General features: G+C 53.8%; 26 protein-coding genes. 12 read left to right on the plus strand and 14 right to left on the minus strand.

Translation table 11 applies throughout. The annotated features are described in order from the left end of the window. The first annotated feature begins 1,443 nt into the window (after nucleotides 1–1,443). Nucleotides 1,444–1,791 carry a hypothetical protein gene (locus tag ACQKEK_RS00760; protein WP_499140751.1) on the plus strand — a complete coding sequence of 116 codons (348 nt, stop codon included), beginning with the start codon at nucleotides 1,444–1,446 and terminating at the stop codon, nucleotides 1,789–1,791. Nucleotides 1,792–2,292: 501 nt separating this feature from the next. Here the strand turns inward: ACQKEK_RS00760 and ACQKEK_RS00765 are convergent. Next, nucleotides 2,293–2,835 (minus strand): recombinase family protein, encoded by a 543-nt coding sequence (locus ACQKEK_RS00765; RefSeq protein ID WP_499140752.1) that lies wholly within the window; start codon nucleotides 2,833–2,835, stop codon nucleotides 2,293–2,295. A gap of 264 nt (nucleotides 2,836–3,099) precedes the next feature. On the opposite strand from ACQKEK_RS00765, the gene ACQKEK_RS00770 reads away from it, so the two are divergent. Beyond that, on the plus strand, nucleotides 3,100–4,017 hold the full coding sequence (locus tag ACQKEK_RS00770) for a DUF4352 domain-containing protein (RefSeq protein WP_499140753.1): 918 nt from the start codon (nucleotides 3,100–3,102) through the stop codon (nucleotides 4,015–4,017). Nucleotides 4,018–4,277: 260 nt separating this feature from the next. On the opposite strand, the gene ACQKEK_RS00775 is transcribed toward ACQKEK_RS00770, so the two are convergent. The 6 genes from ACQKEK_RS00775 to ACQKEK_RS00800 all read right to left on the minus strand — a co-directional run bounded on the left by ACQKEK_RS00775 (nucleotide 4,278) and on the right by ACQKEK_RS00800 (nucleotide 10,162). Then, a complete protein-coding gene (locus ACQKEK_RS00775; RefSeq protein WP_499140754.1) occupies nucleotides 4,278–4,535 on the minus strand; it encodes a hypothetical protein in 258 nt (85 codons plus the stop codon). Then, the gene (locus tag ACQKEK_RS00780) at nucleotides 4,535–5,029 is read right to left on the minus strand and encodes a hypothetical protein (protein ID WP_499140755.1); all 495 of its coding nucleotides are present in this window, start codon (nucleotides 5,027–5,029) and stop codon (nucleotides 4,535–4,537) included. Before ACQKEK_RS00780 ends, ACQKEK_RS00775 begins: the two co-directional genes overlap by 1 nt. 125 nt (nucleotides 5,030–5,154) lie before the next feature. Continuing rightward, a complete protein-coding gene (locus ACQKEK_RS00785) occupies nucleotides 5,155–6,117 on the minus strand; it encodes a hypothetical protein (RefSeq protein ID WP_499140756.1) in 963 nt (320 codons plus the stop codon). A 557-nt stretch (nucleotides 6,118–6,674) separates the two neighbouring features. Then, nucleotides 6,675–6,887, minus strand: a complete 213-nt coding sequence (locus ACQKEK_RS00790; RefSeq protein WP_499140757.1) for a hypothetical protein — start codon at nucleotides 6,885–6,887, stop codon at nucleotides 6,675–6,677. 482 nt (nucleotides 6,888–7,369) lie between these two features. After that, a complete protein-coding gene (locus ACQKEK_RS00795; RefSeq protein WP_499140758.1) occupies nucleotides 7,370–7,780 on the minus strand; it encodes a hypothetical protein in 411 nt (136 codons plus the stop codon). An 861-nt stretch (nucleotides 7,781–8,641) separates the two neighbouring features. Next, nucleotides 8,642–10,162: a tyrosine-type recombinase/integrase gene (locus ACQKEK_RS00800; RefSeq protein ID WP_499140759.1), complete on the minus strand. Its 1,521-nt coding sequence runs from the start codon at nucleotides 10,160–10,162 to the stop codon at nucleotides 8,642–8,644. Nucleotides 10,163–10,271: 109 nt separating this feature from the next. On the opposite strand from ACQKEK_RS00800, the gene ACQKEK_RS00805 reads away from it, so the two are divergent. Next, nucleotides 10,272–10,589, plus strand: a complete 318-nt coding sequence (locus ACQKEK_RS00805; protein ID WP_046162747.1) for a YqfO family protein — start codon at nucleotides 10,272–10,274, stop codon at nucleotides 10,587–10,589. 66 nt (nucleotides 10,590–10,655) lie between these two features. Here ACQKEK_RS00805 and ACQKEK_RS00810 read toward each other — a convergent pair whose 3' ends face one another. The 4 genes from ACQKEK_RS00810 to ACQKEK_RS00825 form a co-directional block, all read right to left on the minus strand. Next, entirely contained in the window at nucleotides 10,656–11,084 is a 429-nt protein-coding gene (locus ACQKEK_RS00810) for an organic hydroperoxide resistance protein (RefSeq protein WP_128121544.1), read from the minus strand. Between the two features lie 124 nt (nucleotides 11,085–11,208). Then, nucleotides 11,209–11,658 carry a MarR family winged helix-turn-helix transcriptional regulator gene (locus ACQKEK_RS00815; protein WP_046162857.1) on the minus strand — a complete coding sequence of 150 codons (450 nt, stop codon included), beginning with the start codon at nucleotides 11,656–11,658 and terminating at the stop codon, nucleotides 11,209–11,211. Between the two features lie 73 nt (nucleotides 11,659–11,731). Beyond that, nucleotides 11,732–12,232, minus strand: a complete 501-nt coding sequence (locus ACQKEK_RS00820; RefSeq protein ID WP_499140760.1) for a L,D-transpeptidase family protein — start codon at nucleotides 12,230–12,232, stop codon at nucleotides 11,732–11,734. A 27-nt stretch (nucleotides 12,233–12,259) separates the two neighbouring features. Next, nucleotides 12,260–12,814, minus strand: coding sequence for an NUDIX hydrolase (locus tag ACQKEK_RS00825; RefSeq protein ID WP_499140761.1), 555 nt, complete (start codon nucleotides 12,812–12,814; stop codon nucleotides 12,260–12,262). Nucleotides 12,815–13,033: 219 nt separating this feature from the next. Between ACQKEK_RS00825 and ACQKEK_RS00830 the strand changes: the two genes are divergently transcribed. From ACQKEK_RS00830 to purT, 4 genes are read left to right on the plus strand one after another with little or no spacing between them, the layout of a single operon-like run. Next, entirely contained in the window at nucleotides 13,034–13,648 is a 615-nt protein-coding gene (locus tag ACQKEK_RS00830; protein WP_499140762.1) for a CoA pyrophosphatase, read from the plus strand. A gap of 2 nt (nucleotides 13,649–13,650) precedes the next feature. Beyond that, nucleotides 13,651–14,175 carry a gamma carbonic anhydrase family protein gene (locus tag ACQKEK_RS00835; RefSeq protein WP_499140763.1) on the plus strand — a complete coding sequence of 175 codons (525 nt, stop codon included), beginning with the start codon at nucleotides 13,651–13,653 and terminating at the stop codon, nucleotides 14,173–14,175. Next, nucleotides 14,172–14,363: a DUF1289 domain-containing protein gene (locus tag ACQKEK_RS00840; RefSeq protein ID WP_128121539.1), complete on the plus strand. Its 192-nt coding sequence runs from the start codon at nucleotides 14,172–14,174 to the stop codon at nucleotides 14,361–14,363. The genes ACQKEK_RS00835 and ACQKEK_RS00840 overlap by 4 nt, the downstream gene beginning before the upstream one ends. 59 nt (nucleotides 14,364–14,422) lie before the next feature. Further along, nucleotides 14,423–15,604: a formate-dependent phosphoribosylglycinamide formyltransferase gene (gene purT / locus ACQKEK_RS00845; RefSeq protein ID WP_499140764.1), complete on the plus strand. Its 1,182-nt coding sequence runs from the start codon at nucleotides 14,423–14,425 to the stop codon at nucleotides 15,602–15,604. Nucleotides 15,605–15,632: 28 nt separating this feature from the next. Here purT and ACQKEK_RS00850 read toward each other — a convergent pair whose 3' ends face one another. Then, complete coding sequence (locus tag ACQKEK_RS00850; RefSeq protein WP_499140765.1) at nucleotides 15,633–16,919, minus strand: HlyC/CorC family transporter; 1,287 nt, start codon at nucleotides 16,917–16,919, stop codon at nucleotides 15,633–15,635. Between the two features lie 9 nt (nucleotides 16,920–16,928). Beyond that, nucleotides 16,929–17,729: a cytochrome C assembly family protein gene (locus tag ACQKEK_RS00855; RefSeq protein ID WP_045429414.1), complete on the minus strand. Its 801-nt coding sequence runs from the start codon at nucleotides 17,727–17,729 to the stop codon at nucleotides 16,929–16,931. A gap of 243 nt (nucleotides 17,730–17,972) precedes the next feature. Between ACQKEK_RS00855 and ffh the strand changes: the two genes are divergently transcribed. The 5 genes from ffh to rplS all read left to right on the plus strand — a co-directional run bounded on the left by ffh (nucleotide 17,973) and on the right by rplS (nucleotide 21,486). Further along, nucleotides 17,973–19,352 (plus strand): signal recognition particle protein, encoded by a 1,380-nt coding sequence (ffh, locus tag ACQKEK_RS00860; RefSeq protein WP_499140766.1) that lies wholly within the window; start codon nucleotides 17,973–17,975, stop codon nucleotides 19,350–19,352. Nucleotides 19,353–19,539: 187 nt separating this feature from the next. Further along, nucleotides 19,540–19,791 (plus strand): 30S ribosomal protein S16, encoded by a 252-nt coding sequence (gene rpsP, locus ACQKEK_RS00865; protein ID WP_045429408.1) that lies wholly within the window; start codon nucleotides 19,540–19,542, stop codon nucleotides 19,789–19,791. 5 nt (nucleotides 19,792–19,796) lie between these two features. Further along, nucleotides 19,797–20,333 carry a ribosome maturation factor RimM gene (rimM, locus tag ACQKEK_RS00870; RefSeq protein WP_128121536.1) on the plus strand — a complete coding sequence of 179 codons (537 nt, stop codon included), beginning with the start codon at nucleotides 19,797–19,799 and terminating at the stop codon, nucleotides 20,331–20,333. Nucleotides 20,334–20,338: 5 nt separating this feature from the next. Beyond that, nucleotides 20,339–21,091 carry a tRNA (guanosine(37)-N1)-methyltransferase TrmD gene (gene trmD / locus ACQKEK_RS00875; RefSeq protein ID WP_128121535.1) on the plus strand — a complete coding sequence of 251 codons (753 nt, stop codon included), beginning with the start codon at nucleotides 20,339–20,341 and terminating at the stop codon, nucleotides 21,089–21,091. A gap of 44 nt (nucleotides 21,092–21,135) precedes the next feature. Next, nucleotides 21,136–21,486: a 50S ribosomal protein L19 gene (gene rplS / locus ACQKEK_RS00880; RefSeq protein WP_021208319.1), complete on the plus strand. Its 351-nt coding sequence runs from the start codon at nucleotides 21,136–21,138 to the stop codon at nucleotides 21,484–21,486. Nucleotides 21,487–21,648: 162 nt separating this feature from the next. Here rplS and ACQKEK_RS00885 read toward each other — a convergent pair whose 3' ends face one another. Next, entirely contained in the window at nucleotides 21,649–23,496 is a 1,848-nt protein-coding gene (locus ACQKEK_RS00885; RefSeq protein ID WP_128121534.1) for a cation:proton antiporter, read from the minus strand. Nucleotides 23,497–23,535: the final 39 nt, after the last annotated feature.

Here is a 23,535-nt window from a genome sequence, read left to right on the forward strand (position 1 = left end):
ATCTCTACCCAAAAATCCCCACCATGCTGCATTCCGGTGAGCGACTACATGTGTGTTCCGGTGTGTTCCGGTGTGCTCGTGTCACCCCGCACGAGACGAAGCTTTTTCCAAGCAAAATTTCAGTCAATTTTTCTGATATTGCTGCACGCCTAGTGGCACTAAGGCTGTAGCGATTTTAAGCCTAATTGCTCACATCTCAGTCACAAGTTATCCACAGGTTGTTCATTTCGGTCCGCTTGCAATTGCCGTTCCAAACGATATCCTGTGCTGGCTATAGGTCAAATCACACTACATGTTGTGTTTTGAGGTTGTGATCTTCATAGCGTCTGACTAGCATACGGCCTACGGAAGGATGCCGTATAAAAAGAAGGGACTAGAGCTTGACCCAAGCGGTGATGGCTCAGTAACATTATTATGGGCATATTATTGCGGACGCAAAAAAGCCCCATCCGCTGAGAAGCGACTGGAGCCTATGCAACACTAACGCTAACCAAAGGGACCGTCGACCAAAACTGACCCTGAGGAAAGCAAACCCAACCCGGTCACGAATTGAGCGAGGCGCGCATTGTAGGCATACACCCTTACGCACTCAACCGTTTTATCGCGCTAAATGACAAAGCGGTCAAGGGGCGAGTCTGCAATTTCTTGCGCACCGTTCGGTTCGTGGCGGGTTCCTTCTGAGGAATTTCCATGAGCCACAATGAGTTACCTCCATCTGATGAAGATGGACAGGAATACACGTATTGCCGGTATCGCCGGTGTGGGAACAAATTGCTGGACGCTCGTGCCTACGGGCTGAAGGCGTGGCGCTTGCCTATTCGTCGCAAAAAGGGGGATCGGAAATGAGACCTCCTCGTAGACGTAGGCTGTATGGGCGCCAGTTCCGTAGTGTTCACGTTAGGGCATACCGGAGGTTCCGGCTTGGTCACTGGGAGGACGTGTGCGCCCACTGGCGTAGTCATCCAGGGCAATTGACCCTTTTCTAACCTTCAGAGGGGCGGAGTGATCTGCCCCTTTTCCTCACCTCTGTGACTGCCTTCGCGGCTCACTGTCTTTTAGCTTGCATCTGGCAATGCTGGCGCTAGGCTATGCGGCTCTTCAAATCTTCTGGAAAAGGAATTTCAGATGCCAAAGATCAAATCTGCGTTCGTCATATTCGGCCTCACTCTCAGTGCGACAGCTAACGAAAGTCACCCGGTTTTTATCGCCTCAACCGTTCAGACCCAAGACAAGATCGAAGCGCACCCGCAGAGGCTGAACGGCTATCTACCGCTTCCAGTTACTCGCACGTGGGACCGAAGCCCATCCCGTTACGTTTTCTGATATGTAAACAAAGCGTCCGACGACCTGCATTGAGGATCGACTAGGCTTGGTCAGTGCGACGCCGATATCGCTCTATAGTGGCTTGTTGGCACCAATGCCTGCGGCATCAAGGAGCAACGTATGACACAACAAACAGTAGAAATTGAGTTCAGCTACTACGTCGGAGATGTGCAAAAGACCGGAAACATTTCGGTCCGTCCAAAGGTGGCAGATGCGGAGTCTGAAGAGGGGTGGCGTCTGATGGTGGAGCGGCAAGTGCTACGAACCATTGGCGAAATTGAGCCGGAGTTGATCGTAAAAACTGGCAATAGTTGGTTTGGGAATACCAAAGGTTACAAGGAGCCAGAGACCGAGCTGATTGGGCCGCTAGACCTTGTGATCAAGCAATTTCCTGAGGTCAGCCCGAACACACCCGACTACACGCTAAATCGCAGGCTGGATACCCCGCGACGTTTCGACCTACCCTAACCCCCCCGCCTAAAAAGACACCCTTTGCTGATCTGTGAAGGGTGTTTCCATATCTGAAAATATCCCATACCAAGATAGTCAACCAAGACAAGGCTCTAACGCCCAGCACATCGGCGTTCCAAGCTATTCGTTCTACAATCCCCTATATGGGAAATTTCCTGCCCCCGTCAAAATCCAGTGGCGTTGCTGCTGAAATATCCTGACCTTCAGGGTGGGAAAATATCTGTAGTGGATGTGTTCTGGAAAACCTTGGCTCGAATGGAATAGCGCTTGACTACGGCAGAATGTTAAGTACCCTCCCTGTCTTGGTTTTTCAAAATATGGTGTGCTCTACGCTGTGCTAAGCGTTGGACTGTGTGTATGTACTGATGTGTAGAGAACGCACGTTCTGAGGTGCTGTAGAGGCCTGTTATAGCGGCTTTGATCGGTGTTTGAGGGTGGTTGCAGCACGTACAAAAAAAAGCCCCACCGAAAGGCAGGGCTTGGTGGAATTTGAGAAGGTTAAATTGTCGCTTTAACTCGCTGAATGGTGCTGATACCAACACCAAGCGTCTCTGCTGCTTTGCGAATGGACAGGCCAGAATCTAGAGCAGTTTTGATTGCCTCTATATCGACCCGAGGCTTACCACCTTTGTATTTGCCTGCTGCCTTGGCTTGCTGAATACCTTCCCGCTGACGCTCCAGCATCATTGAGCGTTCAAACTGGTACACAGCACCGAGCATAGACAGCATGAGTTCCTGCATAGGGCTGGCTTCGCCTGTGAAGCTCAATCCCTCCTTATTGAACCGTACCGCTACGCCGCGCTTGTTGAAGGCTTTAACGAGGCTCAACAGGTCTTCAAGGTTACGGGCCATACGGCTAATGTCGTGAACCACTACCGTGTCACCTTCCCGCACGTAGTCAATCAGAGCCTGTAGCGCAGGGCGGTTAGCATCCTTACCGCTGCACTTGTCCTCAAACACTTTGTCCAGGGTGAGGCCGTCAAGCTGACGCTCTGTGTTCTGGTCCACCGTGCTAACTCGAACATAACCGACCGTTGCCATAATCTACCCCTTGCTGTGTTCATCTACGTCTTAGATGTTCGCAGTGTAGGCAGTAAACCCAATGAACACAACCTATTTGAATACATCTTTTCAAGCGAAGCGTGTTCATCGAATCGTATTCAGCAGCCTATGGCCTATTGAATACACGATAGGAGCAGAACGAGGCTCATCAGTGTAGAAAGCCAGCCAGGCGATGGCGGTCTGATATCATCATCCTAGCAAAGCGCGTCCGTACGCTTCTTCAACCTTGCAAGGAAGGCAGCGATGAAATCATTGTCAGTAAAGGTGCTTACCGGAGGAGCGGTTGTTCTGCTCTGCTCAGCAATCGCTCATGCAAATGACCGCATCGACACACCAGTCACCAAGGACACCTGTAATGCATCCGCAAAGCAGCTTGCGGGTCGTGTTAGCTCACAAGAGCTACGCGAAATTTACGACATGGCTGCATCTGGTGCGTTGTCGAGCGCCTTCCGCTTTGCCTTGGAGCGGGACAGCCTAATCACCGACATAAGGAAGAAGCACGGCGATACTGAGTTCAGCAGGCTAATGCTCGAAACTGGAAAATCTTTGAGTGCTGACCAGCGGAGCTTCCTGAATAGCTCCATAAACTATCAAGAGTCTTTGAATAAAAAATACACCCAAAAGTACCTGTCAAAATCATACGAACACCGTAACGAAGTCTCAGATATCGTATTTTGCGGCTTGCAGAATATCTATTTTGACCCAGAACCGCTGGAGAAAGGCTACCAGCGGGTAGCGACAGAGTCATTTAGGTCAGCCAAATTTGATCACTTCAACATCGGTATAAAAAATTGCAGTGTCTCTAAAATGGTAGGCACAGGCAGTAGCTTTTCCGAGCCAGAACATTGGGATGGATCACAGTTCGTGATTATTGACGCCACGTTAAAGAATGAGGATTCAGAAGGACGCCTGCCGTTTGAGGGTGAGCTTGTAATCAAGCAGCCTAACGGGAAAATGCTTCGATATGACCATTCAGAGACGGTGATGGCTGATGGTTATGGCATCGGGCTAAGGCCGGTTAACCCCTTCGTTACTATGCCAACGAAGATCGTGTATCGCATTCCCAGCGACATAACTGGTGAGGTGCTTTGGCAGCCAGGCAGAAATCCAGAGAGCAGAAGACTATGGTGCACATTCCTTTACGAAGGAGCAAAACCTTAACGTTACTACTATCGGTCTGTATATCCCGGTGCGAGTTCGGGTGCTCTGACTGCGATGGCTATCAAGCAGGCCAATGGCAGCACTAAAATTGTGGTTTTCAAATTGTATAAACCTAGAGAGTTATGGGAAAAGGCATCCTGCTTAACATCCAAAACAGTCATGCCAGTGGACATCGTGGTTAGCGGATTTTGAGCATCCTTGCTCATTAACCCTGACAAGCCAGCTGGTCATTTTTTAGGCAATTAATAGAAAGTTATCTGCTAATAAGCTGGACTAATACCCATCGCTTCCAAGCGCTCACGAATGATCTGATCCAGCAAAGATTCATTCTTTGGTGGTGTATAGCCTTCAGCCGCCTTGGCAATGATAGCTACATACTTTTCAATCTCAGCCTCTGATAGCTCTGTTTTCTTAATTGGTTGTGCCGGGGTTGTTGGCTTGGTGGTAGTGGCTACGGCTTGTTTTGCCTTAAGCTTTTCCGATGCTTTGATAATTTGTTTCATAACATAGTCGCTCATTATTTAGATTCCTGTTCTTTGGTGATAACGGTGTTGAAGTATTCAGCGGCTTCCTTCTCAGCTTGTGCGCGAAGTTTCTCTTCTTTCTTGCGCTCAGCGTCTTCAATCTTCTTTTTTTCTGCTTGGTAGAGTTGATCGGCAAGCAGTGATTTTTGAGCTTGATTCCAGTCTTCAATTTCTTGACGATACTTAGCCTCAACTTCTTCTGCTACACGGAGAAGGTCAGATTCTTGTTCTGAGGCTGGTTTGCTTAGATAGCAAGAATAGTCCAGGCTTCCAGCACGGCATGGGAACTTATCTGCATATGCATAGCCCTGTGCTGATAGCTTCAGAAGCTCTTCAATGAACAGTTGGAAGATTGGAGCCTGAAGCTTCTGGTGAGCAGCATGACTGTTCTTGAAGATTTCTTGAGCTGCTGTGATTCGAGAATCAAGAACCTTCTGGTCGAAGATCATAGGGCGTTGTACGTGCTGTTTGGTAGTTGTGGTTTGCATATTATGTTTCCTCTTTAGTTGTTAAATGCGGGGCAATAGCTTCCCGCAGCATTGACTCTGGATGAGTCAAATTCGATTTAAATGATATATAAGGGTGATGCTTTTAAAGGCGGGGGAAGCAATCTTTAGAAAGGAGAGATTATTTCTTCTTCAATCTTTGGTTTAGCTGCGCTGTTGGTGTTGCACTGAACAAAGAAGCCATTGTTGAAAATGTGTCGCTTACCATCGATCACAAAAATATGGTCATAGTCATCTTCAATGATTTTGATTCCTTTAACTTTGCACCAACTAAGCATCTCTGCTGACAAGTCCCCATTACGGCAGAAGCGTTTGTCAGGCATGTCTTCAAACTGGGCACCAACAGTAGCGGGAGCTTGCACAATGATTGGCTTCGCTTCCTGTGTTTCTTGTGCTACAGGCAGGGCTTCAAAAGCTTCGTATGCGAACGCATCACCGGCAGAGCCATCGTCGTCTTCTTCGGGGTTGAACGTGGCGTATGCGTCCAGCGGTACAGCTTCACAGGCCCAGTCAGCACCAGCGGGCACAGCGTCGTCCAGGGCGTCGCCTTGGGTATCGAATGCCGGGGCATCGTCTGATACGGATACAGTGGCAGAGGGCGCTACAGGCGCTGGTGCGGGCTTCTGGGTGTGTTCCTTGGACTTCTGAACTAACTCCAGATCGCGAGTAATAACATAGCTGTTCGACTTGTGCCCACCAATGCGGGTTTGATTGATTTGCAGGTAGCCCGACAGACTCAAGTCTTTGAAGAAGCGGAGAACTGTCCTTTCACTAACACCACAAGCCTTAGCAATATCAATCTGATTGTCGAAGTAGGCTCGCTTGTCGTCAGTAAAGAATTTGTAGCGATCGAGCACATACAGCCATACCAGCTTTTGTTCTGCCGATAGGGGAAGCACTTTGAACTCAAGCTCTCCAGTAAGCTTGCCTTCTGTGTCCTTCTCAGGTTTACCGTCTTCGCCTGTTACCAACGCCACACCTTGATAGCCAATAGCAGAAAGGATGGTCTTGTAAGCGGGCAGGTAAATATCAAGCTGTGATTCAGATTTAGCGAATAGTTGGCTTGCCATTAGTAATATTCTCCTCAAGGGGATGGACGTTTAGGAATTGGTTAAAAAGAGCAGTGACGGCTTGATTGCATGTATGGCTCGGGCTGGAGTGTCCGAGGTGTTCCATAAGCTGCAACAATTCATCACTTGCTTTGTCGCACAGTGTGATTCGGATTTTCATATTGCATACTCATTCAGATGATTAAGAGCCATGTGACACAGAGTCAGTTGGCTATTTATATTTCTATGATCTTGCGATCTTTGCACCAACACAAATGTATGAAGCCGAAGGCTATGCACCAACAATGCAAATACAAGTCAACACAAAACCAAGCTTTGCTTCTGCTCTTGCTTATTACAGTGCTAAGCGTGAGTCGTAGACGAACAAGATTGGTACTGGCTGTTTCTAATGTGTCAGCGTGTGAACGGTCGAAGACCTGAGCTAAGCTGATGCATTGAAGAAAGAAGAAAAACAGCTTTTATGCTTTTATCTTTATTTCTATATCTGTTTTATTTAATCAGTATTACTATAGTGACACAGAGTCATATGGCTACTGACACAGAGTCACTTGGCTACTTCAGTCTGTCCTGTTCCTACCTTCTTCGATGGCATGCCGCTTCAATTCAAGTCTAAGCTCGTTTGCTATCAGGTAATCTTGGAAAAGCTCTGATAGAACAGAAGCCACAGAATTCATTCGTCGTCCGGTGTTGTCTGTATTGATCGCTGTGAACCGATCCATATCGCTCTGCCAGAACTTAACTTTTATGGCTACAGTTTGGTCATTGGTCATTTATTGACTCCTTGTTCAAGAATGTTATTCACAAGCTCAGATAGTGTTTTCTCTTGGCTTCGTGCTATTTGGTAAAGTCTGACAAGCAGTTCGGCATCAAGTAACAATGTTTCCTTTTGATAAGCCTTGGTGCCCAAATACAAAGTGTCTCGTATCAGTTTCCTTCCTTTTGTTGTGCCATCCCATCAATCAACAGCAATACAGATGTTTTTGATTGAAGACTGAGCAGAGTGTTGTGGAATGCCTCAAGTGCTTTACGTCGAATACGATGGAGGCTTAGTGTGCAATTGGCACTACAATGCTTGTGGTTTGCTCTTCGCTGTTCAAACTCGTTATTACAAACAGGGCATACTTTTGTTGCCATTGTTGTTGTCCTCAAATTAGGCTCGGATATGGTGATTTTGCTTGTTTCGTATCAGCAATGACGGGGGCTGTAGAGCTGTATTTGTTGCAACTGATACTAAGCCCCGTCCTGCAAGATTTTATGCTCTGTAATGCAGCAAATAGGCTTTAGCAGCCACGGTTCCTGTATTGAAAACTTCATTCAAATCGTGCTCATCAGCATCAGGATGTTCAGTGATCCACGTGCATATAGCAGAGAGGCGATCAGCAGTCTTTTCGAATTGTTCTTCTCGGTAATATTGCCGTTGCGGCATTGCACCATGTTTGCGTTTTGCAGACACATAATCAGCGATATAAGGACTTCGAGACATTAGGTCGCCAATGTCCAGCATCAAGCCGGGATTTTTGATCATCCACTTATCGAGGACGGCGATTGCTTTATCTGTGGCTGGGATAAACTTATGATCCTTCGAATCGGCAGGGCTGCTCTTGAGAACTACAACATTCAAGATCAGGTTCGAAGGTTTGTTAATAATGAAGAAATTTGGCATATAGCCTCCTGTTAGGAGACTCTTCTTATTCTCGTGCAAGCTCTGACGTTTCGTGTGTCCTCTGGCTTGGGTTGTGAACTGTAGAGTCGTGGTTGGGTTATGTGTTTTCTGGTATTGACATTTCTTGCTTTAGCAAGTCAATCATTTCTTTTGTGTTCAGTCCGAGTTTCACCCGGCGCTTATGCATCCTTGAGTGACAAAGATTGGAACAGCAATATTTGTTGGCCCTGGCACACTGCATAAGCTGATGGCAGACAATACAAGGGCGATAGGTCATTGCCATGCTTGGCCTCCTATGGGTGTAATAATTAAATTTAGAGCAATAAAAATGCTGAGCCTGTAGCAAGCACTCAGCATCAGGAATTAGAACTGGAGACAGAGGCATCTCCAGAGAATTTACACATAGCGAGAGAAAGGAAATAAACTCTACGGGAACCACCCCGGCTGATTAACTAAATAAAGATAATCAGCATCTATGTGCTTCTTTTGTTCTTCCACGCTCGAATGTCCCGTAAGAGTGCATAAGAAAACGAAAAAACCCGACTCAGGTCAGGTATTGGTTGTGATAAATTTGGTGTGGGAGGTAATTAAATAAAATCTCTCCCCATGTGTACAAAATATCACGAGAAATCGTGCTGTCAATAGTTTTTAGCCAACTATTTCATTTATTTTATTATTATTTTCATTTCAGGCCAGCAAACATCTATATCTGGGCAAGTGTGTTGTTATCTATGTCGTCTATAGTGTGGTAATTCTACGGGATAAACGGCTGATAGTGCTGGGGCGTACTATAGTAGCCATTTTAGAGAACGCTTGTTTTACTACGCTGTAGAGTGGGTAAAAGCCAATTTCGATTGATGTTTAGCCAAAGTCGAAGGCCAGTAGTTCAATGGCTGCTTTCTTTTGCTCAAGACTCGCACCAGCTGAATACAGATCGAATGTGAGGCTTCCACGGATGTGGCCTAAGATTGATGGCACAACGAGGGCAGGGGCACCCGCCTGTTCAAGCTGCGTGGCTGTCAGCTTTCTGAAGCTATGAAAAACGTGCTTATCGCTGAAGCCCTCGGCTCGTTTCAGCTTAGTGAATCTTTGCGACAGGGCGTTTAACCGAATACCGGATTTGGTTTTATTGTTGCCTGAGAACAGATAACCACCTTGAGCCTGGGCATGCGACAGGCGCTGCTTATATAAAGGTGCGAGCTTTGAGGCGATTGGAATTTCTCTAACCCCGGCCTTGGTTTTGGCATCTTCAACACGAAAAGCGGCAGGCTCACCCAGATCGTCGAATACCGTTGTGCTGGTGCTGATCCTGCCAAGCTCTTCGATCCTGCCACCAGTCCAGCAGGCGAAGGCAATCAGGTCGGCAAGGTCATTGTCCTGCTTTGCCATAGCGGCACAGTGAAGACGTTCGGCTTCCTTTCGTGAGAACGCAGCCCAAGAGCCACCAGAGCCTTTCCCAACTCGTGGGTGTGTGTGCCCATCAAAGGGACTCGGCTTGTCTGCGAATTGCTGGCGGTAGTGCTGCTCATAGCGCACAGCCCATTTATGAAGCTTGCGCAGTGCCCACAAATAGCCTTGGCGTGTCTGCCGGTTCGATCCTAGGGTGTCGAGAAACTGAGCCACGCTGTCGAAAGTGAGTTGGTGCCCTTCGGCTGTCAGCCAATCCGAAAAGGTTGCGATCTTGGATAGCGCGACGGAGCGCGTGCGTTCGTTATCAGACTGCGTGGATAGGTGCACATCGAAACGCTGTTGCAGTGATTTGGTGAATGGTGATTTTGGTTTGAAGCCGTTCGGGCTGCTAATGAGTGTCAGGGCTTCGGCTTGTTCTTCGGGCGAAAGCACGTTGTCTTGGGCGGCATAGGCCACCATTGTTCGGCGGGATAGCTCGTTCAGCTGTTTAATGTGGGCAACACGGTCAACACCTGCTGTTGTGAGCTTCAGGCGCAGTAGCTCATTGGCACGGTCGATCTGTTCTTGGGGAATACCTGCGGCAAGCTGTTCTGCTTCTGACTCAGCCAAGAATTTTTGCATTGCTTGGAGGATCGCATCGGCCTCGGCTTCTGTGCGTGCTGGGGTGCTGTCATCTACAGCGGCGAGTAGCTGTCTACGCCGACTAATGTCTAGTGCCCGCCCATGCTTGGCTATGTGTTCCTGCCAGTCGTCCCCACGTCGAATTTGTTCATCCTTGAATTGTCGAAACCCAGCTTTCCAAGCTGCTATTTGTGCCGCAGCGAGTTCACGAGCCAGCAGGGCGTCACCCGTCTTGAGGCTCTTACTCAGCACACGTCGATTGCCATAAGCAGCACGAAGGGCGGCAGGGATATCAAGGCGTACGTGATACGTCGAGCCGCGTAGCAGAATGTGATTCTTGATGGTTTGCATGATGGCATCGCTAGGTAAGGTTCTACCCAGTGATTCTACCCATTATTTCTACCCAAAAGCATGACGGAATACAGCTAGGCCGCATGTTTACTGGCTTTGAAGGTGATTTATGTACAAGCTGTGTTTCTATGTTCCGGAAAGCCATCTGGATGCAGTCAAGAAAGCGGTTTTCGCGGCCGGCGCCGGGCGTATTGGCGCTTACGATAGTTGTTGCTGGCAGGTGCTAGGGCACGGGCAGTATCGCCCGCTGGAGGGAAGCACGCCGTTTCTAGGGCAGCATGGCCAGGTTCAATCGGTATCCGAGTGGAAGGTTGAACTGGTGGTCGCTGATGAGCTGATCCACGATAGCGTCAAGGCGCTCAAGCACACTCATCCATATGAGACGCCTGCCTTCGAGGTGTGGCGACTATCCGATTTACAGTTCTGATTGAATGATGTCCAAAGAAAGCCGAGTCGCCATGGGTGACTCGGCTTTTTTGCTTCATGGGGTCGATCAGACGCTAACGTTGAGGCGAACCTCGATATTCCCGCGTGTAGCGTTGGAATATGGGCAGACGTTATGCGCGGCTTCGGCCAGCTGCTCGGCTGTGGACTGATCCAGGCCTGGCAGGCTGACGTTCAGCTCTACTTCAAGCCCGAAACCTCCAGGAATCTGGCCTATGCCAACCTGGGCAGCGACTGACGTATCGGCGGGAAGCGGTTGCTTTAGCTGGCTCGCGGCAAACTTGAGTGCGCCAATGAAGCAAGCCGAATATCCTGCGGCGAAGAGTTGCTCCGGGTTGGTGCCATCGCCGCCTTGTCCGCCGAGCTCGCGGGGAGTGGACAGTTTTACGTCGAGCAGGCCGTCGGACGACGCTGCTCGGCCGTCGCGACCTCCGGTCGCGGTGGCGGTGGCTGTATAGAGCGCCTTGATGCTTTGCATGATTCGCTTCCTTCGAGATGAGTAGGCTGATTAACGTATAGCGATAATATTTAGCGCGCAAGGTAAATATCAGCATCTCTCGTGCTTATGCGGCTGGCATCGGAAAGGTAAGGTCAGCTAGCCGTCAGTCGCGAGTCAATAATGCGCTTCGAAGGGAAACGAGTTGATCGCGAAGTGCTAGCAACGCTTCGTGTGATTGCCCGGTGCATTCGAGCATGCAGGCGGGAAACTCACGAGCCTGCTCCTTCATGGCCCATCCAGTATCCGTGAGACGCAATTCGACCACTCGCTCGTCGCGGCTGCTGCGGGTCCGGCTGATGAGGCCTTCTGCTTCCAAACGTTTGAGCAGCGGAGTCAGGGAGCCCGGCTCCGTCATGAGGCGAGCGCTGATCTCGCTGACCGTGAGGCCGTCGCGCTCCCAGAGAACGAGCATGGCCAGGTACTGCGGGTAGGTCAGGCCGATGCTTTGTAGCAGCGGCTTGTAGGCTTTGGTCATCTGCAGCGAGGCAGAATACAGGGCGAAACACAGCTGATGGTCCAGCTGCAATTGCTCGTCTGAAGAGGGCTTTGTCATGGGTGGTCGAATGGCAAGGAAATGGCTTTCACGGTAACGCGCAGCCTTGCTTGCTGCCAAGCCCGGTACTCGTTCAGGGACGAATCTCTATCAGGGTGCCGTCTTTCACCAGATTCCAGATTTCGCGCATGTCATCGTTCTTCAGGGCGATGCAGCCCTCAGTCCAGTCGAGCGTGTGGAAGTACCATTCGGGATACTCCTCATCAACCGGTGTGCCGTGCAACATAATCATACTGCCCGGTTTCGCGCCTTCGCTGCTTGCGCGCGCCAGGTCCTTCGCGTTCGGGTAGGAAATGTGCATTGCCAGGTTGTACTTGTCGGAGACTTTGCGCCAGTCGATCCAATAAAGGCCTTCAGGGGTACGCTGGTCGCCTTCGCGCTGTTTGGGCCCGACTTGCTTGCCGAGGGAAACGCGGTAGCTCTTCATGCTGACGCCGCGGCTGATCAAATGAAGCTTGCGCTCGGACTTGACCACCAAGACCTTGTCGATGAAAGCCTCGTCAAGGGCAGGGGCCGCGTTTGCAAAAGAAAGGGTGGCGAAACTAAAGCAGACAATCGCTAACAGCCAGCGCATTGGGGCGAATCCTGAATCTAAACTGCATCAGACCTGTCTGCGCGCCACCCGCATTGCCTCGATGGCTTCGTTGCGCACCGGGAAGGTCTGCTGCACCCGGTCGGCGAAGAAGTATTCTAGGGTACGGCCAACGGTCGGAAAAGCCAGCTCTGACCAAGGGATGTCGGCTTGTCGGAAAAGCCTGACTTCCAGACTTTCGTCTCCTGGAGAAAATCGCTCATCGACCAGCTCTGCGCGGAAGAACATGTAGACCTGGTTGATGTGCGGCAAGTCGAACAGCGTATACAGCTGCAGGTCCGTGACTCGGGCGCAGGCTTCCTCGAGTGTTTCCCGCGCTGCTGCCTGCTGTACGGTTTCGCCGTTTTCCATAAAGCCGGCAGGCAGTGTCCAGTATCCGCGTCGTGGTTCGATTGCGCGTCGGCAAAGCAGAACATGTTCATCCCAGACGGGCAGGCAGCCAGCAACGATGCGCGGGTTTTGGTAGTGAATCGTATCGCAGGACGTACAGACGAATCGCTGCCTGTTGTCTCCGTCGGGCACCCGCTCAATGACCGAGTCGCCGCACTGGCTGCAAAATTTCATCACGACTCCTTAGTTTGCGTATTTCGTTCGGCCGGGTTCGATCAGCGAGCTGGCTATTGCTGAGAGCCGACCTGTTGCGAAAAGTTTGCCAACAACGACTGGCCTGGTCGAACCTGCCCACTTTCGCTGCGCTAGGGCGGCTGGATTTTGGCTTGGCCTGTCTTGGGCGCCTCGGTGATTCATGCCATGATGCCAGTCAAAGACAGAAAGAGAAGTTCCATGCTGGACAAGATTCTCCAACGGGTGCGTGATTACTCTCCGCATCTTCTGGAGCCTGAAGGCAGGATGCCTGAGGCGGCCGTACTGATGCCCATTACCCGCAGTGACTCGCCGGAACTGGTGCTGACGCTGCGCGCCAGTGGTCTTTCTACTCATGGTGGCGAGGTGGCATTCCCCGGAGGGCGGCGCGACCCAGAGGATCGTGACCTGATCCATACCGCGCTGCGCGAAGCTGAAGAAGAGGTCGGGTTGGCGCCTGGGATAGTGGAAATCGTTGGGCCTCTCAGCAGCGTGGTTTCGCTGCACGGTATTCATGTCACGCCTTTTGTCGGCATCGTGCCGGACTACGTCGAATATCGCGCCAATGATGCGGAGATTGCCTCAGTGTTCTCCGTTCCGCTGGGTTTCTTCTGCCAGGATGCGCGTGAAGTGACCCACCGGATCGACTATCAGGGCGGTGCTTGGTACGTCCCGTCTTACCGATATGGCGAATACAAAATCTGGGGGCTGACAGCGATCATGATCGTCGAGTTGGTCAACCTGATCTATGACGCGGGGATCGAAATGCGCCGGCCTCCCGCGTCCTATATCGATCTGAGTCAGAAGAGGTCATAACCGTGAAATATCGCTTGGGTGATTCCCTCGTTGAAACCCATCCGCAGACCTGGGTAGCGCCAAATGCAACGCTGGTCGGCAAGATTCGCCTGGAGGCTGGTGCCAACGTCTGGTTTGGTGCGGTGCTGCGGGGTGACAACGAGCTGATCCATATCGGTGAAAACAGCAACGTGCAGGACGGCAGTGTCATGCATACCGACATGGGCTATCCGCTGACGCTGGGGACCGGCGTTACCGTCGGCCATAACGCCATGCTGCACGGCTGCACCGTCGGCGATTACAGTCTGGTGGGGATCAACGCAGTTATCCTCAACGGCGCGAAAATCGGCAAGTATTGCATCATCGGCGCTAATACCTTGATCGCTGAAGGCAAGGAAATTCCGGACGGTTCCTTGGTGGTCGGTTCACCAGGCAAGGTGGTGCGTGAGTTGACCGACCAGCAGAAGAAAATGCTCGAAGCGAGCGCGGCGCATTATGTACATAACGCTAACCGCTATGCGCGTGATCTGGCGGAGCAGGACGATTGACTGCAAACGAAAAGCCGGTTGCATCACCCTGTGTAAGTGTTTGTGCGTTGAACGACGACGATATCTGCACGGGCTGCCAGCGCAGTATTGACGAGATTCGTCGCTGGGGGCGGATGGATAATCCCGAGCGGCGACAGGTACTGCTGCGTTGTCATGAGCGCGCGCTCCAAAGTGGTCTGCTGTTCTAGCGCTGAAGCGCGGCACCTTTTGGCAATCGCCTTTCGCTATTTGTACAACGAGGAACGTCATGCCCCGAATTGGTACGCCATTATCGTCTAGCGCTACCCGCGTGCTGCTCTGTGGTTCTGGTGAGCTCGGCAAGGAGCTGGTGATCGAACTTCAACGTCTGGGTGTGGAGGTCATTGCGGTAGACCGTTACGCCAACGCCCCAGCTATGCAGGTTGCGCACCGTCACCACGTGATCGACATGCTCGATGGTGCAGCGTTGCGGAGCGTCATCGAGCAGGAAAAGCCGCACTTTATCGTCCCTGAAATCGAGGCGATCGCCACTGCGACGCTAGTGGATCTGGAGCGTGAAGGCTATACCGTTATTCCTACGGCGCGGGCCGCACAGCTCACCATGAACCGGGAAGGTATCCGCCGGCTGGCCGCTGAGGAGCTCGGGCTGCCAACCTCACCATACCGTTTCGCTGATTCGCTGGAGGAGTGCCGTTCTGCGGTGTCCGCGCTCGGCTTTCCCTGTCTGATCAAGCCTGTCATGAGCTCCTCGGGCAAGGGGCAATCGGTTCTGCGCAGTGAGGCTGATCTCCTCGAAGCCTGGGAATATGCCCAGGTCGGTGGCCGAGCGGGGAAGGGGCGCGTGATCGTCGAAGGCTTCATCGATTTCGATTATGAAATTACGCTGCTGACCGTTCGGCATGTGGGCGGGACCACCTTCTGTCCTGCGGTGGGACATCGGCAGGAAAGGGGTGACTATCAGGAGTCGTGGCAGCCGCAACCGATGACGGCTGCAGCGATGGTCGAGGCCGAGCGAATTGCCTTGGCGGTCACCGGCGCATTGGGCGGGCGCGGCATCTTTGGTGTCGAGCTGTTTATCAAGGGCGACCAGGTCTGGTTCTGCGAGGTTTCACCAAGGCCGCATGATACGGGCCTGGTAACCCTGATATCTCAGGACCTGTCCGAGTTCGCCTTGCATGCGCGAGCGATCCTTGGACTGCCAATTCCGGCGATCCGCCAGTTCGGCCCGTCTGCTTCCGCCGTGGTGCTTGTGGAAGGCGAGTCCGATCAGGTGAGCTTCGGCAATCTGGCTGCTGCGTTGGCCGAGCCGGATACTGCGCTACGGTTGTTCGGCAAGCCGGGCGTCAGTGGGCAGCGGCGTATGGGTGTTGCGCTGGCTCGTGACGCATCGATAGAAGCGGCGCGTGGCAAAGCGTTGCGGGCGGCCTCGGCGATTGATGCAAAGCTATAGTTACCCTGGCTCGCCATTGAGGTGCCGGTTATTGAGTGTCGCTTTTTGATTCCTCAGGCGCCTCGATTACCCAGGCGCGCACGCTTTTGACGCGGTTGTCCGCAGCCTGCAGGATCTCGAGTCGGTACTGGTTGATCTGCAGGCATATCCCACTATCCGGAATGTGTTCGAGTGCCTCTGTAATCAATCCGTTGAGCGTCTTGGGGCCGTCGCAGGGTAGCTGCCATCCCAGGGCGCGGTTGACTTCACGCAAGTAGGCGGCGCCGTCGATTACCAGGGTGCCGTCGTCCTGCGGGTGTATGTCCGGGCTGCGCAACGCGTCCTGATTGCTGAACTCGCCGACGATCTCTTCGAGAATGTCTTCCAGGGTCACGATTCCCAGCACATCACCATACTCATCGACGACAATGCCGATCCGGCGTTTTTGCTTCTGGAAGTTGACCAATTGGGTGGAGAGGGGGGTGTTCTCCGGAATGAAGTAAGGGTCGCTGCATGCGTCCAGCAGGCTTTCTCGGGTCAACTGATCATGGCTGAGCAGACGCGCGATCTGGCGCATGTGCACGATGCCTTCGATCTGGTTGATGTCCCCGCGAAACACGGGAAGGCGGGTATGAGGTGTCGTGCGCAATTGCGTCACGATGGTTTCAAGGTCATCTTCCAGGTCTATGCCGGCGACCTCATTACGCGGAATCATGATGTCGTCGACGGTTACCCGTTCCAGGTCGAGGATACCGAGCAGCATGCTTTGCCGTTTCATCGGCATGTCACTTCCCGATTCATGGACCACGCTACGCAGTTCTTCCGTGGACAGGCTGTCGCTACCTTTGTTGGTCAGATCAACACCGAGCAGCCTGAGCAATCCATTGCTGATCCAGTTGAGCAATGCCACCAGCGGATACAGTACTTTTTGCAGCATCAGCAGCGGGAGGCTGACAGGGTAGGCAACTGCTTCAGGTCGCAGGGCTGCAAGGGTTTTTGGTGTTATTTCCCCAAAAATCAGCAGGACTACCGTCAGGCCGACGGTCGCGATCGCAATCCCGGCCTCCCCCCACAGCTTGATGGCTAGGACGGTAGCAATGGCAGAAGCGAGGATGTTGACGAAGTTGTTGCCGACCAGGATGGTCCCGAGCAGCCTGTCTGGCCGCTCAAGCAGGGCGCTAGCGCGTTTTGCTCCGCGGTGTCCTTCCTTGGCCTGGTGGCGCAGGCGATAGCGGTTGAGACTGAGCATCCCGGTTTCGGAGCTGGAAAAGAAAGCCGAGCACAACAGCAGGAAGACCAGCATGCCGAGCAGAAAGCCGGGGTGTAGATTTTCCACGTAGTGGTCCTAGATGTGCAGGATGAATTCGCGGACCAGCTTGCTGCCGAAGTAAGCCAGCATCAGCAAGCAGAAGCCTGCCAGTGTCCAGCGGATGGCCTTGTAGCCGCGCCAGCCTAGCTGATGGCGGCCCCATAGCAGCAGGCCGAAGACCACCCATGCGACCACCGACAGCAGCGTTTTGTGTACCAGGTGCTGGGCAAACAGGTTATCGAGGAAGATCCAGCCGGAAATGAGCGATGCTGACAACAGTAGCCAGCCGGCTAGCAAGAAGCCGAACAGCAGGCTCTCCATGGTCTGCAGCGGAGGGAAGTTCTTGATCAGGCCGGAAGGGTGCTTGTGCTTGAGATGATGATCCTGCAGCAGCAATAGCAACGATTGAAACACGGCGATCGTGAGCATCCCGTAAGCAAGGATGGAAAACAGGATGTGCGCCAGTATCCCCGGCTGCTCGGCGATGGCGGGTGCCGTGCCGGACGGTGCAAACTGGGCGAACAGCACCGTCAGGCAGCCGAGGGGGAAGAGCAGCAGCAGCAGATTTTCGACAGGCATTCGGTAAAGCGCGAGCAGGATCAGCAGAATCACGGCCGCAGCAATCAGGCTCGAGGCGGTGAAGAAGTCCAGGTGCAGGCCGCTCGGTGACAACAACTGGATGAATAGACTCACCCCGTGTGCAACGAGCGCCAAGGCGCCCAGGATAAGAAGCAGACGCTTGTCCGGCACGGTGCGTTGCGCCAGGCGCAGGCCCTGGTATCCGGTGACGCCGGCGTAGAGGCAGGCGGCAGCTAGGCTCGGGAGCAAAGGGTGCATAGGTCTGTTAGTAGGCTCGAAAGGCGCTGAGTGTGGCATAAACACCGGGTGCGCAAAAGTATACGGTTGGCTGCCGGTACTGCCGTGGTGCGGGTCAATGGGCGGACAACCGACAGGTGGCGGTGCCCCTGGCAGGTATGGATTTGTCCTGCTCGATGAAAAGCACGGGCGGCGGGGTACCGGCCTGGGGCATGCAGCTTCTATAATCGGCGCCTTAACCACACCCAGCGTGGAAAACGGCACATGTTTGAAAACCTAACCGACCGCCTCTCGCAGACGCTTCGCCATGTTACCGGCAAGGCCAAACTGACCGAGGACAATATCAAGGACACCTTGCGCGAAGTTCGCATGGCTTTGCTAGAAGCCGATGTCGCGCTACCCGTGGTCAAGGAGTTCGTCGCCAGGGTCAAGGACAGGGCAGTCGGCACGGAAGTCTCCAAGAGCCTGACGCCAGGCCAAGCCTTTGTGAAGATCGTTCGCGCCGAGCTGGAAGAGCTGATGGGCGCGGCCAACGAAGACCTCGATCTTAGTGTGGTGCCGCCCGCGGTAGTACTGATGGCAGGCCTCCAGGGTGCGGGTAAGACGACGACGGTCGGCAAGCTGGCAAGGTTCCTCAAAGAGCGCAAGAAGAAGTCGGTGCTGGTGGTTTCAGCCGACGTCTATCGCCCAGCAGCAATCAAACAGCTGGAGATGCTCGCGGCGGAAGTAGGGGTGACTTTTTTCCCTTCCGATACCAGCCAGAAGCCCGTGGAAATCGCACTGGCGGCGATTCGTGAGGCCAAGCTCAAATACATCGATGTGGTGCTCGTCGACACGGCCGGCCGGCTGGCCATCGATGCTGAAATGATGGCCGAAATCCAGGCCGTTCATGCGGCGATCAAGCCGGCCGAGACATTGTTCGTGGTTGACGCCATGACGGGTCAGGACGCTGCGAATACTGCTAAGGCGTTCGGTGAGGCGCTCCCTTTGACCGGCGTGGTGCTGACCAAGGTTGACGGTGACGCGCGCGGCGGTGCTGCCCTGTCGGTGCGACATATCACGGGCAAGCCGATCAAGTTTCTCGGCATGGGCGAGAAGAGTGACGCGCTCGAGCCGTTTCATCCGGACCGGATCGCCTCCCGAATCCTGGGCATGGGCGATGTGCTCAGCCTGATCGAGCAGGCTGAACAAACGCTCGATCGGGAAAAGGCCGAGAAGCTCACCAAGAAGCTGAAGAAGGGCAAAGGTTTCGATCTGGAAGATTTCCGTGATCAGCTTCAGCAAATGAAAAACATGGGTGGCCTAGGCGGCTTGATGGATAAGCTGCCATCGATCGGCGGTGTGAATCTGTCGCAAATGGGTAATGCGCAGGGCGCGGCGGAGAAGCAGTTCAAGCAGATGGAGGCCATCATCAACTCGATGACGCCTGTTGAGCGGCGCAACCCGGACATCATCAGCGGTTCGCGCAAGCGGCGCATCGCCATGGGTTCCGGCACGCAAGTGCAAGATATTGGTCGTCTGATCAAGCAGCACAAGCAGATGCAGAAAATGATGAAAAAGGTCAGCGGCAAAGGCGGCATGGCGAAGATGATGCGCGGCATGGGCGGCATGTTTCCAGGCGGCGGCGGAATGCCCAAGTTCTAAAGTTTCGAGCGTTTCAGCGGGTTCTTCGTCGGGGCCTGCTGAGGCTGAGCAGGCCTGCGGTCGAGGCTTGCGATTGTTTTTGAAAAAGCCATTTGCAAAAGTCCGGATATTCCTTAGAATATGCGGCCTTTCGGGCCTTGAGCCCTGCATTCAGATTTGCTGTACCGACTACAGGAACGATGTTCACATGGTAACTATTCGTCTCGCCCGTGGCGGCTCCAAGAAGCGCCCTTTCTACCACCTGACCGTGACCAACAGCCGCAATCCGCGCGATGGTCGCTTCGTTGAGCGTATCGGCTTCTTCAATCCGATCGCCTCGGGTGCGGAAGTGAAGCTCTCTGTAAACCAGGAGCGTGCTGCCTATTGGTTGAGCCAGGGCGCACAGCCGTCTGAGCGTGTTGCTCAGCTGCTGAAGGAAGCTGGCAAGGCTGCTGCCTGAAACACATGAACGTCACGTCAGCCCCGGCCGAAGACCTGATCGTTATCGGCAAAATCGTTTCGGTGCATGGCGTGCGTGGTGACGTAAAGATCTACTCCTTTACCGACCCGATTGACAATTTGCTGGACTATCGTAGCTGGACGCTGAGGCGAGGCGAAGAAGTCAAGCAAGTTGAACTGGTCAAGGGTCGCCTGCAAGGCAAGATCCTGGTGGCGACGCTGAAGGGGCTGGCTGATCGTGAAGAGGCGCGTACCTACGCCGATTTCGAGATCTGCATCCCCCGCAGCGAATTGCCTCCGTTGACCGGTGAGGATTATTACTGGTTCCAGCTTCAGGGCCTGACGGTCATCAATCAGCTCGGGCAAGTGCTCGGTCGGGTTGATCATCTGCTCGAAACCGGCGCCAACGATGTGCTGGTGGTCAAGCCGTTCGACGGCAGTCTGGATGATCGTGAGCGCTTGCTGCCCTATACCGACCCCTGTGTGTTGAAGGTCGATTTGGACGCAGGCGAGATGCGTGTCGAATGGGACGCGGACTTCTGAGCAACATGTCCAGCTTGCGTGTCGATGTGATTACTCTGTTCCCCGATATGTTCGCTGCTATCGGTGAGTACGGTATCACCAGTCGTGCGGTGAAGCAGGGGCTACTGCAGCTGCAATGCTGGAATCCCCGAAGCTACACGGAAGATCGCCATCAGACAGTCGACGATCGCCCTTTTGGGGGTGGCCCCGGCATGGTGATGAAGATCAAGCCCTTGGAACTCGCACTGGCCGATGCCAGGCAGGCCGCTGGGGAAAAGGCGAAGGTGATATACCTGTCGCCGCAGGGGCGTCAGCTGAAGCAGGCTGATGTTCGTGAACTGGCGAAAGAGAACGGACTCATCCTCATTGCTGGCCGCTACGAAGGCATCGATGAGCGTTTCATCGAAACGCATGTGGATGAAGAATGGTCGATTGGCGATTACGTGCTGTCCGGTGGTGAATTGCCGGCCATGGTGCTGATCGATGCAGTGACCCGTCTGCTCCCTGGGGCATTGGGTCATGCTGATTCGGCCGAGGAGGATTCGTTTACTGACGGCCTGCTCGACTGCCCGCATTACACGCGACCGGAGGTGTATGCGGATAAACGTGTTCCTGAGGTGCTGCTCAGCGGCAACCATGAACACATCCGGCGCTGGCGTTTGCAGCAGTCCCTCGGAAGGACTTGGGAACGCCGCGCTGATCTTCTGGATAGCCGCTCGCTTTCTGGGGAAGAACAAAAGCTGCTGACGGAATACATCCGTCAGCGGGACGATAGTTAAACGTATCGATGGCACGCCATGACGGCCTGTCTTAGGAGCACAGCATGACCAACAAGATTATCCAGGCGCTCGAAGCAGAGCAGATGACCAAAGAGCTGCCGCCGTTCGCCCCTGGTGACACTGTAGTTGTCCAGGTGAAGGTGAAGGAAGGCGAGCGTGAGCGTCTGCAGGCTTTCGAAGGTGTCGTAATTGGCAAGCGTAACCGTGGCCTGAACAGCGCTTTCACCGTTCGCAAGATCTCCAACGGTGTTGGTGTTGAGCGTACGTTCCAGTATTACAGCCCGATGGTCGACAGCCTCAGCGTCAAGCGCCGTGGCGATGTCCGCAAAGCCAAGCTGTACTACCTCCGCGCGTTGTCCGGCAAGGCAGCCCGCATCAAGGAAAAGCTTTCCTGAGGAAAGCTTCCTTAAGAAAAAAGCAGCCTGCGGGCTGCTTTTTTTATGGGGATTATTTGGCTTCTAGATTTTCGGGGGTACGAGCCGTCGTAGTGCAAAAGGTGCACGGCGTCTTGTCTTGCTCGCCGTTGGGGCTGCTCGTATGGTCTGGAAATGTTGCCCTCAAGGTAAGGGAGAATGGCGAGGTTCGGGTTTGCTCACGGTTGCGTGGCTGTCCGCGCCTTCGGTCAAGGCAATCAATGTCCAGCCCGCGTCTGGTTTGATCCGTGCGTCCGGGTGAAACACATGGGTATGCCCGTGGTTGTCTATGGCGAAATACAGGATAGCGCCCGAGCCATGCAGGGCCTGGTATTCCGGCCAGCCAAAGGTTTCGGTCAGTTTGTTGCTTTTGATTGAGCCACCACGAGCCAGGCGTCCGGCCAGTTGCGAGTAGGTCAACGTGGGCGTGCCTAGGGGGCGGCCACGGTGTTCGTCACTGGGCCGATGTTTGTCGCTGCGTCGACTCTCCTGAGTACTGGCCAGATTGAACAGGCGATCGCCGCCGAAGTCATGACGAAAACGCATCGCGGCGAGGGTATTCATTTCGCCAACAGGCGACAGCGCCAGCAAATGGCCAAGACCGACCAGGTCAAGGTGGTTTTCAGCGTGCTGCGAGGCCGGATTTCCGTAATAGGTGGGTAAATTTTCCATTCTCGCCGCGTGAATGTTGTCCCAGCTGGAATCGGTCAGCATCACTCTGATGCCTTGCTCGCTCAGCGCGCGTCCAAGTGCACGAGCGACAGGATTTGCGCCAACAATCAGAAAACCGCTGGGCGGCGGTTCTGCGACGTTTAGCAGCCTCGCTAAAGGGCGTGCGGTTGCGCTTTGCAGCACGACGGTGCCAATGATGACGGCGAACGTCAGTGGCACGAGCAGCAGGGCGTCCTGGTGTCCCGTTTCGTCCAGGCGAACGGCAAAGATTGCCGAGACCGCAGCCGCAACGATTCCACGGGGTGCAATCCAGGCGAGCAGCAGCCGTTCCCGCCAGTTCAGCTGCGATCCCCAGGTGCACAGGGCGATCGTTAGTGGTCGGGCCACGAATTGCACAATTAGCAAAAGAATCAGCACTGCCGGCCCTAGCTCCAGCAGTGCTGTCAGGTCGAGCATCGCTGCTAGCAGGATAAAGAGTCCCGAGATGAGCAGAATGCTCAGGTTCTCCTTGAAGTGGAGGATGTCCCGGACGTCGACATCCCGCATGTTGGCGAGCCAGATCCCCATCAGCGTGACGGCCAGTAGGCCGGATTCATGGACCAAGGTATTGGCAGTGACGAAAACGCCGAGCACTGAAGCCAGTGTCGCCAGGTTCTGCAAATATTCCGGCAGCCAGTGCCGTTTCACAAGTTGGCCGAGGGTCCATCCTCCTGCTATGCCGAGCACAGTTCCGCACAGAAGAACTCCGCCAAACGTCTGCACGCTCTGAGTCCAGGCGGCCTCGGTGCCTCGCGTAATGATGAAGCTGTAAACCACTACTGCAAGCAAAGCGCCGATTGGGTCGATGATGATGCCTTCCCAACGCAGGATATTGGCAACCGCCGCGTTGGGTCGCACCACACGTAGCATCGGTACGATCACAGTCGGGCCCGTAACAAGCGTCAAGCTCCCTAAGAGCAACGCCAGATCCCAATCGAAGCCAAGCAGCCAATGAGCGGAGAGGGTGATCACGCCCCAAGTCGTCAGCGCGCCGATGCCGATCAGGCGGCGCACCACCGTGCCGATTCCAGGCAGCTCAGAGACGCGCAACGTGAGGCTGCCTTCGAACAGTATCAACGCGACTGCCAATGAAACCAAAGGGAAGAGCAACGGGCCGAACAGCTGAGTCGGATTCAGCCAGCCGAGCACAGGGCCGGCCAGGATTCCACTCAGCAAGAGAAAAAGAATGGCTGGCAGTCGTAACCGCCATGCCAGCCATTGGCTGGCGAGCGAGGCGATGCCGAGCGCAGCGAGGGAGATGAGGATGTCTTGTTCGGTCATGTTTACCAAGCGGTCAGGGTGGCGGCCGGGCTTCCGCTC

This window comes from Pseudomonas sp. NPDC077408 (assembly GCF_050269105.1).
In the GTDB taxonomy this organism is placed as follows: Bacteria; Pseudomonadota; Gammaproteobacteria; order Pseudomonadales; family Pseudomonadaceae; genus Stutzerimonas.